Origin of the sequence: Microcystis sp. M165S2 (genome assembly GCF_020245885.1) — a bacterium.
Classification (GTDB): Bacteria; Cyanobacteriota; Cyanobacteriia; order Cyanobacteriales; family Microcystaceae; genus Microcystis.
The window spans coordinates 1-14,990 of sequence record NZ_JADBTZ010000082.1; the positions used below are offsets into that span (position 1 = coordinate 1).

Sequence of the window (14,990 nt, forward strand, 5' to 3'; positions counted from 1 at the left end):
TCAAAATGGACGGGTCGAAAGTGTCAGACTTAAGCAATTAAGCGTTTTTCGCTATCTGCGTCAACCCCGTTGACGCGACCACCCTAAAAAAGTGGCGTGGTGAGGAATCGCCGTCCGTTTTACGGCGGCGAGGATGTCAAGCCAACCCGATATTAAACCCCTATAAGTGCAAGATATGCTAGAGAACGATCCCATTTTTGAGCTTGGCAAAGTTTCCGTATTAATTCCCTGTTATCAGCATGGACACTTACTTCCTCAGGCAGTGGAATCTGTTTTGAAACAATCTTATCAAAACCATGAGATAATTATTATCAATGATGGCTCCACCGATAACACCCATCAGGTAGGCCAAGAATACGCCCAGAAATATCCCCAGCAGATTAAGTATTTATATCAAGAACGACAGGGGCAAGTAGCGGCCAGGAAAAATGGCAGCACTTTGATAAGGGGCGAATTTCTAATCACTTTAGATGCCGATGATCTGCTCGCTCCGTCAATGATGGCCAAGTGTGCAGAAAGCTTGAGCAAAAACCCTGAAGCAGCCGCTGTTGCCTCCAACGTTTGGATGGTGGCAGAAGATGGCCAGACTATCCTAGGCCAGCTCGACCAAAGTGAAGTTCCTCGCTGGCCCAATATTCTGGAAAACAATACTTGGGGGGGAATTGCGGGTATCATGATCCGCTCGCAGTCTCTGCAAAAAGTAGGCTGGTTCAATTTCGATGGTACTGCGGGGGGCGAAGACTGGGATATCTGGATTCGCTTTGCCAGAGCCCGTCAGAAATTGCTGCATATTCCTGATTTTTTAGCTCGATACCGTAATAGTTATGGCTCTCATAGCCGCCAAGCACTCAGGGTCTTAAAAGGGATATTACAGGTTTTGGATTACTTAACCAAGGAAGATCCGCGCCTGATTCAGCTAGAAAACGTCCATCCCCCCATTGATATTTCTTGCTACAATCAGCTCCGTAATCGAGCAGTTTTTTTTTACTATGGTGTCGCTTTAGCGGCGGCAGAAAGAGAGGAGACTCTCCAAGATATCTTGCAATACTTTGTGCCATCTGATTTAGATTTAGCAACCCTAGCAACTGCCTATATTAAGGGGCTCATTTTCGTCAGTCAAGTGCAGGGAAACACTAACATTTTTTGTCCAGATTTTCAAGATGATGCCACAGGAAATGCGCTAAGTTACCTAGAAAATAAAATCTCTGAAGATCAAGTTAAGTTGTTGAGGATTAAGATAGAAGAAAATTTCATCACCCAAACTCAAAGTTCTAGCAAAAATTCTAATCTATTCAAGAGTAGAATTAAAACTATCCTGATTAAAATTAAACAAAAGTTATCACATCTAGCAACCCTAAATAAGACCTAAACAATTCCTGTGCCGCTCCCTATTGAGGTACAGGGTCTTAAGTTTGAGTCGGTCGGCAGCAGGGGATATAAGAACTTTACTTCAGGCGAGGGAAAACCGCTACATATCAAATCTTTTCTGATTTAATACCTACTGCTTGTAAATCTCTATTGTAGTCCGTCTTTAATCCTCCCCCTAAAAACAGCCTAACTTTCTCAGAGAGCCTTGTCCACTTTACCGCTAAAGTAACCAAGGCCACCTTGAGCCGATCGCCTCGGTTGGGAATTCTGGCATCTTTGTAGATAGCCAGAAAATCGTTCAGGTTAGGCCAATCTCGCCAAATATCATGGATTAAGCCCCGGAAACGGTTCAAATTAGACCGATGGGGATAACTTGTTAAGTTGATCTGATGCAATCCCCCCATGACCCTTATGGTTCTAGACCTTAGGGAAGGCCAAGTTTTGCGAGCAGGATGTTTGACTAGGGCTTTTGGCGCATAAACTACTTGATAACCTGCTCTACTAACTCGCCGTCCCCATTCTAAATCTCCCCCTGAGGGAAGAGAGAGATTGAAAAATCCTACGGTTTCAAAAATCTGTTTAAAAGTAAAAATATTAGCAGTTGCACCAAATTTCATCTTCGTAACTAATTCTTCTTGGGGTAAAGCTGTGATCATCTCAAAAAGCTCAACCGCATTGGCCTTGCCTTCGATTTCGGGAAAAACCTCAATATGACCTGCAACCAAACCACAATTAGGAGTATTGACCAACTCCTCTACCCCCTCTCTCAGCCAGTGGGCATCGGGAAGGCAGTCGGCATCAGTAAAAGCAATGATTTCACCCCGGCATTCCCTAATCCCCTTGTTGCGGGCGGCAAATTGTGTAGGGATGGTTTCTACCAGATAAGATGCTCGAGGAAATCGAGCCACGCAATCTTTAATGCTATCATCAGGCCCGTTATCGACAACGACGATCTCCCAATCGTCCGTAGGATATATTTGTCGCTCAAGAGCTTCTAGGCAAATTTTCAAGTGCTCTACATCATTAAAAACAGGAATGATAATCGAGACAAAGGGGAAAGTCATAAAATAGTCAGAGATTAATCGTTCAAGTTGGGCATCTTCTCAAAAATTACCTCAAAAACCCGAGTCTTGTCAACTAACTCTATGAGACTGGGGACTAGGGCGGGGTTTAGACTGCCAAAAGGGGTAAACAAAAGCTGTGAAGATGTTATAATAAGCCCCGTTCCGTATCTAAATAGTTAGAGGCAAAATTAATGGCATCTCCCACTTGTTCGCTTTGGTTTTTTGTAGCGCGAACCGACTTACCATTTATGATGCTTACCATCCCCCATATAGTTAAGATGTGTAATTTCCCCTTTCAAGAAAAAGTGCTAGCCATAGACACGGCTGCTTTAAGTGGGGAAAAAGTTAATCGTCTGGGTATTGGTACGATGGAAGATTTACGCCAATGTGCACAAACTTTGCTGCACAAGGGGGTAGTTGACCGCATTGTAGATTTTAATTATGATCCTAGGTATCAAGAACGATTATATCTAAAACATTTCGGCAGTGCCATAAAACCTACTCATAACTATAAAGGCTATCCGATCCTTGGCTCGATTTTTAAGATAGAAGAATGTCAGAGTGACTATCTGGTTCATTTTGATAGCGATATGATGATGTACCAAGAGCCAAGCTACAGATGGATTGCTGAAGGAATTGATCTGATGGAAGCAAATCCTCAGATTATGTTTGTCCGTCCTATGACAGGACCGCCCATCTCTGATGGTAAGTTTTGTGAATCAGATATGGGCAAACTAAATTCTCAAGGTTTTTATGAATTTAAATATTTTGGAAGTCGCCTATATTTGCTCAAATGTAACCGGTTTGATGAGTTATTACCCCTGCCTATCATCTGGTATAATAAATACCGGCAGCAGTTGGTAAACAATTGGCCAGAAGGCATGAAAACAGCCCTAAATATCTGGACTGGAAAGGGCAAATTAGATTCCTGGGAAATTATGATTTCTGAGAAGCTCAAACAGACGGATTATCTGAGGATTAACCTCACCAACCCTAGAGCTTGGAGTCTACACCCGAAGGAGAGAAGCCCTGCTTTCATCGCAGCTTTACCATCAATTATTGCTAGGATAGAAAGGGGCGATTTTCCAGCCAAACAAGCAGGATTTTATGATTTAATTTTTGACCTGTGGGTTTAGCTCTGAATCATGCCAAGGCTATCAGAACAGTACATTGCTTAGATCTAGCAGTTTTCCCTTGAAGGTTTTCGATTAAATGATACCAGTCCAAAATTTCAATTCTTTCCTGTTTCTCTCCGATCTCACGAAATAAATTCCAGATACTATCATGTTCATCTCCTCAACAAACTTTCATGTTTTGCTAGATGTTGAGAATTAACCACATCTAAGCGTCCGACTGGCGGTTTCTTTCGGGCTTGTTTTGAGCAAAAAATACCGATTTCTGGGTTGACCTACTCAATCATTAAATCTCTGACAGTCTCCTCTTAAGTTTCCTAATTTGGGATTGCTCCTAGAGACACACTCCTAACTCTCGGGATAACTCTTGAATTCTTTTTTCATTTTCTGATAACTCTGATAACATTGGATTGTTCCTGCCATGCAGATAGATTTTGAATTGGCGATGTTCCAACTATAATAATCTCATTTCTCTTTTTGATAAAGTTCAAGGTTTTATAGTTTTTAAAAGCCCTAAGCATTAATACTCGCCGCACCAGTGAGATGCTCACCCTTGCTAATAATTAGGGTATGCTGAATAAGTTTTTCTTGGGGGCAGGGTGTGGGGTGTGGGGTGTAGGGTTTTACCGATTTTCATCTGCTCAATTACCTAATTTTCAGGGAAAAAGTCCCGGAATTTTCCCCCCGATCACTCCCATATCCGGTACTTTTTGATTGACAAAAAGTCTAAAGATATTATCCAACAAGGTTTTTAGATTTATTCAGCAAACCCTAATTAAGCAGTTACTACCGGGGAAGCTAACCGTTTAAAGGTCAATCTTTCATCGGCCACATCGACAAAAATCGTGTCTCCCCCTTTGAATTCGCCGCGCAGAATTGCCTTAGCGATCGGAGTTTCCACATATCTTTGTACTGCCCGTTTTAAGGGTCGCGCACCGTACACTGGATCATAACCAATTTCTGCTAGATAATCGAGAGCAATATCGGCAAGTTTCAGGGCTAATTTTTGTTCCATCAAGCGATCGCTGAGATTGGCTGTCTGTAGTTTGACAATCGATCGCAGTTGCGCTTTTTGTAGGCTGTGGAAAATGATCGTTTCATCGATACGATTGAGGAATTCGGGACGGAAACTATTCCGCATTGCTTCCATCACCCGGGCCTGCATTTCCTCATAACGAGACTCATCACCAGCCACGTCTAAAATGTATTGAGAACCGATATTACTGGTCATAATAATGATTGTATTTTTGAAATCAACCAGATGACCTTGAGAGTCGGTTAAGCGCCCATCGTCAAGGATTTGTAACATAACGTTAAAAACGTCGGGATGGGCTTTTTCAATCTCATCAAAGAGGATGACAGAGTAGGGACGACGCCGGATTGCCTCGGTTAATTGTCCCCCTTCATCGTAGCCGACGTATCCCGGAGGCGCGCCCATGAGACGGGAAACGCTGTGTTTTTCCATGTATTCCGACATATCGATGCGAACTAGGGCTTCTTCGGTGTCAAAGAGATTGCGCGCTAAAGCTTTCGCCAATTCTGTCTTGCCAACACCCGTCGGACCGAGGAAAATAAAGCTGGCCGTGGGACGGTGGGGGTCCGATAAACCGGCGCGGGAACGTTGAATCGCTTCGGCCACGGCTGTGACTGCTTCCTCTTGACCGATGACACTTTCGTGTAATTCCTCTTCCAGATTGAGGAGTTTTTCTTTTTCCGATTCGATTAATTTATTGAGAGGAATTCCCGTCCATTTCGAGATAATTTCGGCGATATCCGATTCGAGAACTTCTTCCCTTAATAAACTTTTACCGGTGGTTTGTTTGTCGGCCAATTGAGTTTCTAGGGCGGACATTTGCCGCTGCAGATCGGTTAATTTTCCGAACTTTAATTCTGCAGCGCGATTATAATCATAATCTCGTTCGGCCTGTTGAATTTCCAGATTAACTTGTTCGATCGCTTCTTTAACCCCACGAACTTGATCGATAATCTCTTTTTCCCCTTGCCATTGGGCATTTAATCCCGATTGTTCTTCCTTGAGGTTAGCCAGTTCTTTTTCTAACTTTTCTAACCGTTCTCGCGAAGCTGGATCATATTCCCGTTGTAGAGAAAGTCTTTCCATTTCTAACTGGAGAATTTTGCGATCAATTTCATCGAGTTCTTCCGGTTTAGAAGTGATTTCCATCTTCAATTTTGCCGCCGCTTCATCAACTAAATCAATGGCCTTGTCTGGCAAAAAGCGATCGCTAATATAACGATTAGAAAGCAGTGCCGCTGCCACTAAAGCATTATCGGCAATTTTTACCCCATGATGCACCTCATAACGTTCTTTGAGACCGCGAAGAATCGAAATAGTATCGACCACATTTGGTTCATCCACTAAAACCTCTTGGAAGCGTCTTTCTAACGCCGCATCTTTTTCGATATATTTGCGGTATTCATCGAGGGTAGTGGCTCCGATACAACGCAATTCACCCCGGGCTAACATTGGTTTTAATAAATTGCCCGCATCCATTGCCCCTTGAGTGGCTCCCGCACCGACAACGGTATGAATTTCGTCAATAAACATGATGATATTGCCTTGGGAATCGGTGACTTCCTTGAGGACAGCTTTTAATCTTTCCTCAAATTCCCCGCGATATTTTGCTCCCGCAATTAAGCCGCCTAAATCGAGAGAAATAAGAGTACGATCCAACAAAGATTCTGGCACATCGCGGTTAATAATCCGCTGGGCTAATCCTTCGACAATAGCCGTTTTTCCTACTCCCGGTTCCCCGATTAAAACCGGGTTATTTTTAGTCCGACGCGAGAGAATCTGAATCGTGCGACGGATTTCGTCATCCCGTCCAATTACGGGGTCTAATTTACCTTCCCGTGCCAATTGGGTGAGATCCCGTCCGTATTTTTCTAGGGCCTCATATTTGCCTTCTGGATTCTGATCGGTCACTTTTTGACTACCTCTGACTTGTTGAATAATTTCCTTGAGTTTGTTTTCGGTAAGTCCGAATTCTTGAAAAATATTTTTACCGAAGCGATCATCTTTAGCGTAACCTAAAATCAAATGCTCGATCGAGATAAAGTCATCTCCAAATTCTCGGCGATAATTTTCTGCTCGATCGAGTAAACTATCTAAACTACGACCTAAATAAATCGAGTCGCCAGGGTTAGATATTTTCGGTTGACGACGGATAAAATCATCGGTTCGATCCCGCAAACGGGCTAGACTAATATTAGCTCTACTAAAGACACTGCCCGCTAATCCCTCCTGTTCCAGTAGGGCTTTCATTAGATGTTCGCTTTCGATTTGTTGCTGGCTGTTCTGTTTGGCAATGTCCGGCGTTTTGACGATTGCCTCCCAAGCTTTTTCTGTAAATTGTTGTGGATTGGTTGGCTGCATTTTCTATAAGAGGTTACTTTTATACCCTAGAGATTATTCTAGATTGACTGGTTTGTCGGCTCCTAGGGGCTTACCGTACCTAGTTCAGGGGGATTTCCCCTCAACTGTGCGATTTAAGTGCCTCAAGTTTATAAGTTGTAATGGATTTAAACGGCTTCTGGGAAAACTTTAGTACAAATGATCTAATTTTTAACCAAGCTAAAATCTTAATTATTAAAGATGTTCACTGATTACTGATTACTGATTACTGATTACTGATTAAAGCCCACCCTAAAATACTATCTAAGCGATTAAAGATTTAACTTTACTAATGATACCAACTGGGTCAATACCTTGGTGGGGGAATTGTTCCCATAAACCGCCACAACCTTCATGGTGAGTACCGATATAGGCGTATTTAGGAGTTAAACTGCGTTCGAGTAACCAAGAACCATAACGGCTACCTAAACCCGTACGACGGTTAAATGCTTCTACCACTAAAACAAAGGGAGAATTACCAACTTTAGCGATAATTTCTTCATCCACCACATTGAGAGTCGGTTTATTAATTAAACCCACGTCAACACCTTCTTGTTTTAAGCGTTCCACTGCATCTAAAGCGCGGTATAAACCATCTCCAAAGCTGATGATATAACCGGCAGTGCCTTCCCGAATCACTTCATCTTTTCCGGGGACAAAGGTGTAACCATCGCCAAAGAAATTATTACCCTTAGTATCAAGAATATTGGGAGTTTTAGAACGAGTCGAGAAGATAAAACGTAGGCCGGGTTGATAGAAAGTTGCCTCGACACAAGCGGTCATTTGTGCCGCATCGGCCGGGAAATAAAGACGGGTTTCGTAACCGTCATCCAGTCCATTATCGGCAAAGAAATTATTCAAACCAAAGTGACAGGTATTATCTGCCATGTCATCGATACCAGAATGGGAAAAATGACATAAAAGATTAGAATAATTCAAACGCGCCATGGTGATTTCAGAAATACACATTTCTAGAAAAGCGGCAAAGGTGGCGAAAATTCCCTGTTTACCTTTTTCCATACCAAAACCAGCGGCTGCCGAAAGATTGCCCCGTTCCATAATACCGGAAGGAATAAACACTTCGGGATGTTTATCGTGGATAATTTTCAGACCGCAGGAACCCTCTAAATCGCTATCTACTACTAATACCTTAGCCTTGCGTTCTTCCTCGCTCATTTTGCCTAAAAGACTGACTACAGCTTCGCCGAAAACGTTGCGGTTGGAACCCCATTTATCCCCAGAACCGAGGAATTTATAGTCATTAGAAGGCTTCTTAATACTGTTGAGATATTCCACGGCGGCGCTGTGTCCTTTTGCCTCTAAATATTTCAAAGCCAAGGGTACAGAAATAACATCATGACCGTGGTTAGAACCTTCTAAACCTTCAATACCGGGACACATGGGACGTTTATTAATAATCGCAATCGGGCCGGGAGTATTAATTGCTTCACAGATATTGCGATACAAACTATCGATATCTTCCCCATCTCCCACTAACACTTTTAGTCCATGGCCAGCGAGAGTTTTAGCCACATCATAACCGGGTAAATATTTGGAAGGATTACCAGCAATCGTCACATCATTATCATCAATAATCAGCTTAACATTGATGTGTTGAGCCACGGCCAAACGGGCAGCTTCTGCGTCATTGCCTTCCTGTTGAGAACCATCGGAACCTAAACAAAAAACGGTTTTTCCGGGGTTAGCTAAAGCGACACCGTTAACGTAGGGCCACATATGTCCTAAACGGCCAGAACTAAATTTTACGCCGGGGGTTAATCCTAATTCCGGGTGTCCGGGGAGTTTAGAATTAGCCTCGCGGTAGTGCATTAATTGTTCTGGGGGTAAAGAACCTTCTAACGCAGACAGGAGATATTGAGTACCGACGCGGTGTCCCGCTTCATCGAAGAAAATTGGTACAAATTGACTAGGTTGACTGCGGAAAAGAGCATCGAGAATCACCACTTCCGGGACGGTATCGTAGGGGCCGCCGGTGTGTCCACCCACACCCCGGGCCGCACCCGTGGCGGTAAAAAAGATGATAGCATCGCGACAGAGTTGGATATTGGCTTTTAGGGTGCTTCTTTGGTGGTCGGTGAGGGTGGGGTTACTGGGGTCAAGACTGATGGGTTTATAGGCAGTCAAATCGATGGGAAAGGCTGTCATTGTCGATTTTCCTTAATGTAGAGAAATAACTATAGTCAGGGAAATCATAGCCTAGAATGTCACCCGATCGATTGATTGAATAATTTCTTATCATAGATACCCCTCACGAATTTTATCGAGTTCGATCGCAAGTTGTCAAATCTTGCGTTCTCTATCGCTATCAGTAGGGGGAACCCGTCGCGGGTCGTTTATCGAGCTTTTGCTCGGATGTGTCAATAATCAGTCCGGTATATTCCCATAAATACAATGAAATTTGTCTGTGCCAATAAGGAACCGAAATTAACAAGGAATAACTCGAACCAAAACTAACAGGGTATCTAAGTAGCGAAAATTGATTTAAAAAAATTCGCTTACTATCTACCACCGCGTCAGGGTTTCCCCCCACAGTCAACCCCGTGACATACTTGCGCTTGACGTTAGCCCCAAGCTTCCATTGAGGATTAGCACCTTGACTTGTAGCGCAAAAAGCAAGTAAACTAGAGCTTAACTGAATCGGCACAGAAATTTCTGGTAAAGGAAAAAACCGCTCTAATTCTGGTCTGTCTCCCGGTGCTGGTTCTGCTGTAAAGCTTTGATTCCAGACAGACTGCCAGTGATTAGAATTACTAGCATTATACGATATCATACAGGTTCTCGTTGATTATCTCTAAATATTCATCAACATCTACCCCGCAGCTTTCAACTATATCAAGATAGTCCGTCGGAGTAATTTCTAAAGAAAAGAAATCTACCAAATCGTCAAATCCGGGCTCTTCTAGGTTCTGTGTGAGCATGGTATAATGGTAACACAGAACAGGAGGTGGGTTATGTGGATAAATTTTGATCAACTCCTCGATTTACCAAATGTAACAGTGGTCAATTATCAAAAAATTGCTCAGACAATTTTCCTAAAGCTCGCTCTTTTAAATGAAACAATTGAATGTCATAATTGCCATCAAATCTTGGACAGAATCAATCAGACAGAGTATAATCTAGTCAGAGATTTATCAATATTAGGCAGTTCAGTATATTTAGAAGTACCACGCCGCCAGTTTCATTGTCAAAAGTGCCAAAAGTATATTAGCGAAAGATTGAGTTTGATCAGATTAAGACAGCATCATACAAGCCGCTATGAATCGATGATTTATGAGAGAGTAAAAAATTGTAAGTAGTCGTGCAAAATAAATTTCCTAGTGAAGAAAGGCAAGAGGCAAGAGGCAAGGGGGGGTTAGATCCCGCATTTCTCACAAACTGAATTGAGAACCTAATTTAGAGGTTGAGAGTTGTGTTTTTAAAAATTAAGAAAAACTCTGAAGGTTGCCGAGCGATAATTCAACAAAACTAGCCAAATTTTTATAGACATCAATGATGCTTCCTCGCACTGACACTACAGAGCCAGCGTTGAGTTTGTTAATATCTCGTTGATCGTTCATCGAAAAATTGGCTCTGAAACCCCGTCCTTTTAGGACGGCTTTATCGGAAAATTGGGTTTAAAACCCCGTCGTTCTAAAAACTCTTTGTCTGGGGTAACTGATGACCACAGCTACTACAAAAGCGATCGGTTGCCGCTACTTTTGCCCCGCATTGACGACAAAATCGCACTTGACTGACGGTTTTTGCGTCTCCCATACTCATTTTCATATCTCCCATTTGCATTTCCATGGGGGCAAAATTCATCGACATATTACCCATTTTCATCGGTTGCATCGGTTGCATCGGTTGCATCGGTGAGGAGGAGAAACTGGTAGCAGTGGTCGATTGAGAGGACTGAGAAACTCCAGAGGTATGAGGAGAGGAAAAACCGATACTGCTTCCTTGAATTTGGATTCTGTGGGCTCCAGTTTCAGTGATAATTTCAATAATTGCCCCTTGGGGAATTATCTCTATTTGGGGTTCTTTTGTCCAAACTCCCGTAGCAAAACTACTGCTAGACTGCTGTTGTTGTCCCACTGCACCACTAGCGAGAGTTACAATCGTCTGCAGCCCTTGATTATCGAGATAGAGACGTTGTCCTGTGGGTAATTCACTATAAATAGCCATATTTTTGACAGTAAAAAGTAAAAAGTAAAAAGCTAGTTAACACCCCTAGGATCCAGTCTAGCGAGGATAGAAATGTTAGAGGATTTTCTTAAGAATTTTATCGACAAAAAAAGGGTGGTTTAACCCACCCTCACCATGTCTCAAGAAAACAAACTTTTTAACGGACGCTACCGGCTAATTTATCGACCCGAATCGGTTTCATCAGGTACAATTTGAGGAATTGCCAAGCGTTAGAGGCGAAGATAGGCAATTTCTTCAGTAATTTAACTGGTGCGGCACTGTTTTCGCTATCGATCGCCCGTAATCCCTCGTTATTGCCAACACAAATCTCTAGGCGATCATAAAATTCAGGACTATCCACATCGAGAACAATCGGGAAGACGCGGCCAGCGGTTTCATTGGTCTTCTCGATCACATACTTATCGTACTCGCGAGCGTCCAAACCGAGAATGGCGTAGAAACCAGAACGCTGAGTATCATTGAGATACATCGTAGCGAAGACCGAAAGCAGGAAGAAACGACACCAGAGACGAGCGCGCCAATCATTAAGAATATCAGGCTGCGCGCGCATGATCGCATCGAAGAAGTCCCCGTGACGGTTTTCGTCTTGACACCAATTCTCGAAGAAGTTAAAAATCGGATAAACCCGATCTTCGGGATGTTGTTCGAGATGACGATAAATGGTGATATAGCGCCAGTAGCCGATTTTTTCGGAAAGATAGGTGGCGTAGAAGATAAATTTCGGTTTAAAGAAGGTGTAGTTACGGCTTTTGGTTAAAAATCCCAAGTCAAGGGAGAGGTTAAAATCCGATAAAGCCTTATTAAGGAACCCAGCGTGACGCGCTTCGTCCCGGGACATGAGGTTAAAGCATTCTGCGAGGAGGGGATTTCTGTTTTTTAAACGTCTGCCGAGTTCTTTGTAGAGAAGAAAGCCGGAAAATTCGGCCGTGCAGGATCTTTCCAGAAATTCCACGAATAAGCGGCGAGTTTCGCCATCAATATGCTCCCAAGAGCGATCGAATTCTTGATTGCGAACGAAGTGATGCCGGTTATAATCGGTACGGAATTCCTCTAAAATCGCTTTCAGTTCTTCCTCGTTAGCGGCGATCGACATTTCCGCCATCGCTTCAAAATCAGTGGTGTAGAAGCGGGGAGTGAGGATCGTTTCTTTAGCGGGAACTTTTATACCCGGACGGATTTCCTCGAATTCTGGTTTTTGGATCGTGCTGACCATAGGGATTATTGATTTTACTCTGGGATGATGATTGAGACGAGTAAAGGCTCTGACTTGATAATGAGGAGCCGTGAAAAAACGGCTAGGATTCACTATAGCAAGCTCTCAGCCCTAGACTCCCTTCCTGTTCATTAAAAGTTACAACTCTTAATTAAGCTGTGTAAACAAACGCGGCTTTTTCCCCAGGAGTCTTGACAACTGTTCGGGGAGGTGGGGTTTGTTCGGTGATCAGTAAACAGTCATCAGTAATCGGTGAACTGAAAACCCATGGAACGAACCACAGAGGCACAAAGGACACAGAGATCGATCACTACTATATAAGTTAAACTTATTACACAAAGAATAAGAGAGCCAACAAGGTTTTTGGCAATATGCTAATCTGGCTAACACGCTTTTGGGTGTGATATAGGGGAAAAGTTCTGGTGATTGCGCCTAAATGGGGTGTTATACAGAAAGTTGACCCATAATATGTAGTTAGGCCAAAAAATATTCGCCCCTTAAGATTGATGCAAGACCTGTAGGGGCTGTGGTTGCATAAGATCGAAGTTTGGTTTTTAGTGCTTTTTTAGAGGGAAAAACTAGATGGAATGGCTAGTGCTATGGGGAGCAAAACAGTTAGCAGGATTCGCCTTTGGGGCAGTGCTTGAAAACCTGGGAACGGTCTTGGGGGATCTGACAAAAGGAGCGGGAGAAGATTTTGTCAAAGATTTTTTCAAGGATTCTCTCAAGTCTGGTATTAGGCGATTCCAGAAGGATGCACTTGCTGTAGTAATGGGAAAAGCGATCGCTCAGTTTCTCTACCTGGTGCAACAAGAATTAGAAGCATCCGGTATGAGAAAAGCAGACCTGCAAAAGTACAATCCTGCTTTGCAAAAATTTATTCGCCATAAAGCGGTCAAATCCTGGTTGTCAAAGGCATTTGAGCCGGGATGTCAAGCACTGGATGGCAAGAGCTTGAGAGCAGTCTGGTCTGAGATGCAATTGCCAAATCTTCCCGAAGAGTTTAGCTGGGGGAAAATTGGACGGGTTTATTTAAACCGCGTTGAGGACATGATTGGTGAGTCTCAGGAGTTAAAGGAGTTATTTGCCACTAAGCAACTGGTTGACATAAATCAGACGACGCAGCAGTTAGCTGGCGTGGTGCCAGATTTCGATCTGGAGCGCTATTGCGAAAGTCTGCGCGAAACCTATGATCGATTGAAACTGAATGCCGTTGATATCACCTATAGCCAATACAAAGTCAGATTATGGAGTATTTTTGTACCACAGAATGTGCGGGAGGCGTTACCGCCATCAAGGTATGAATTCCCCAAAGGATTACAGCAAAAGCCTCAGAATGTTTCCCCTGACGAATGGGAGCAGTACAGGCAATTATTTCTGGAAAAACCTGTGCATCCAGTGCTGGAGATTTTGCGCGATCCCGATTGTCCCTACGCGGTGATTCTGGGTGATCCGGGAGCAGGAAAATCCTCGTTGTTGCAGTATCTGGCCTTGGATTGGGCAGAAAACCCGACGGCTCAAATTCCATTACTGATTGAGTTACGTCAGTATGTGACGGATGAAAATAAGCCCAAGGATTTTCTGGAGTTTTTTCATCAGGGTAAGCGCAAAATTTGCGAGTTGAATCAATTGCAGTTAGATGAGCAGTTGGAATCGGGCAATGCGCTGGTGATGTTTGACGGCCTAGACGAGATTTTCGATGCTCATATTCGCGATGGGGTGATTACAGAGATTATTGCCTTTACCAACAAATATAAGCGTGCGCGTGTGATTGTCACCTCGCGGATTATTGGCTACAAATCAGGAAGGCTGGAAAATGCGGAGTTTCGACATTTCACCCTAGAAGATTTGAATGATTCGCAGATTCGGGATTTTGTGCAGAAATGGCATCGGTTAGCCTTGGTGGATGAGACTGACCACGAGCGCTCAGAGATCCGCCAACGACTACAAACAGCGATTAAAGACTCGACCGCCATTCGAGAACTGGCAGGAAACCCCTTATTGTTGACGATGATGGCGATTCTCAACCGCAAGCAAGAGCTACCCCGCAAGCGAGCAGACCTGTATGAGGAATCCTCCAAGGTATTGCTGCACCACTGGGACATTGACTACAAGCAAATGCAGTTGACTTTAGATGATGTCGATTTGCGGGCTAAACAAGCTATGCTACGCCGCGTTGCTTTTTATATGCAAGCTAGCGAAGAGGGGCTAAAAGGAAATCTGATCCATCGCGATGCACTGGAGGCAGAATTGACTGCTTATCTGAGGTCGCGGGAGATACCCAATCCGTTGAAGGTTGCAGGAAAACTGATTGACCAATTACGTCAACGAGATTTCATTATTTGTCATGTTGGCAACGACTATTTCGGTTTTGTTCATCGCACCTTTCTGGAATATTTTTGTGCAACCGAATTTGCCGATCGCTTTAGCAAGCGAGGAACTGAAGGGGGATTAACCCTAGGGCTGTTTCATTCTCCCATCAGAATATCAAAAGTAAAAGCGATCACTGTCAGGTAAAATGAAAAGTGACCGCCAACTTTTAAAATATATGTTGAGCTTAATAGAAAAACTGAAACAAGTCAAGGACTTTCGGA

At 43.4% G+C, this 14,990-nt stretch carries 9 protein-coding genes and 1 pseudogene; 4 read left to right on the forward strand and 6 right to left on the reverse strand.

What is annotated here, in order from left to right; translation table 11 throughout:
- Positions 1-175: 175 nt before the first annotated feature.
- Positions 176-1,369, forward strand: a complete 1,194-nt coding sequence (locus IM479_RS04595; protein WP_287686415.1) for a glycosyltransferase family 2 protein — start codon at positions 176-178, stop codon at positions 1,367-1,369.
- Between the two features lie 106 nt (positions 1,370-1,475).
- On the opposite strand, the gene IM479_RS04600 is transcribed toward IM479_RS04595, so the two are convergent.
- Positions 1,476-2,432 carry a glycosyltransferase family 2 protein gene (locus IM479_RS04600; RefSeq protein WP_287686416.1) on the reverse strand — a complete coding sequence of 319 codons (957 nt, stop codon included), beginning with the start codon at positions 2,430-2,432 and terminating at the stop codon, positions 1,476-1,478.
- Between the two features lie 191 nt (positions 2,433-2,623).
- On the opposite strand from IM479_RS04600, the gene IM479_RS04605 reads away from it, so the two are divergent.
- On the forward strand, positions 2,624-3,568 hold the full coding sequence (locus tag IM479_RS04605; RefSeq protein WP_287686417.1) for a hypothetical protein: 945 nt from the start codon (positions 2,624-2,626) through the stop codon (positions 3,566-3,568).
- A gap of 772 nt (positions 3,569-4,340) precedes the next feature.
- Here the strand turns inward: IM479_RS04605 and clpB are convergent.
- The 3 genes from clpB to IM479_RS04625 all read right to left on the reverse strand — a co-directional run bounded on the left by clpB (position 4,341) and on the right by IM479_RS04625 (position 9,768).
- Complete coding sequence (gene clpB / locus IM479_RS04615; RefSeq protein ID WP_287686418.1) at positions 4,341-6,959, reverse strand: ATP-dependent chaperone ClpB; 2,619 nt, start codon at positions 6,957-6,959, stop codon at positions 4,341-4,343.
- A 282-nt stretch (positions 6,960-7,241) separates the two neighbouring features.
- Positions 7,242-9,143 carry a thiamine pyrophosphate-binding protein gene (locus IM479_RS04620; RefSeq protein WP_287686419.1) on the reverse strand — a complete coding sequence of 634 codons (1,902 nt, stop codon included), beginning with the start codon at positions 9,141-9,143 and terminating at the stop codon, positions 7,242-7,244.
- Positions 9,144-9,303: 160 nt separating this feature from the next.
- Positions 9,304-9,768 carry a hypothetical protein gene (locus IM479_RS04625; RefSeq protein ID WP_287686421.1) on the reverse strand — a complete coding sequence of 155 codons (465 nt, stop codon included), beginning with the start codon at positions 9,766-9,768 and terminating at the stop codon, positions 9,304-9,306.
- Positions 9,769-9,949: 181 nt separating this feature from the next.
- On the opposite strand from IM479_RS04625, the pseudogene IM479_RS04630 reads away from it, so the two are divergent.
- Positions 9,950-10,288 (forward strand): annotated as a pseudogene (locus tag IM479_RS04630) (transposase family protein); the annotation flags it as partial.
- Positions 10,289-10,628: 340 nt separating this feature from the next.
- On the opposite strand, the gene IM479_RS04635 reads toward IM479_RS04630, so the two are convergent.
- On the reverse strand, positions 10,629-11,162 hold the full coding sequence (locus IM479_RS04635) for a zinc ribbon domain-containing protein (RefSeq protein ID WP_287686422.1): 534 nt from the start codon (positions 11,160-11,162) through the stop codon (positions 10,629-10,631).
- Positions 11,163-11,319: 157 nt separating this feature from the next.
- Positions 11,320-12,396 (reverse strand): magnesium-protoporphyrin IX monomethyl ester (oxidative) cyclase, encoded by a 1,077-nt coding sequence (gene acsF / locus IM479_RS04640; RefSeq protein ID WP_287686424.1) that lies wholly within the window; start codon positions 12,394-12,396, stop codon positions 11,320-11,322.
- A 582-nt stretch (positions 12,397-12,978) separates the two neighbouring features.
- Between acsF and IM479_RS04645 the strand changes: the two genes are divergently transcribed.
- Positions 12,979-14,913, forward strand: coding sequence for an NACHT domain-containing protein (locus tag IM479_RS04645; RefSeq protein ID WP_287686425.1), 1,935 nt, complete (start codon positions 12,979-12,981; stop codon positions 14,911-14,913).
- The last annotated feature ends 77 nt before the right edge of the window (positions 14,914-14,990 follow it).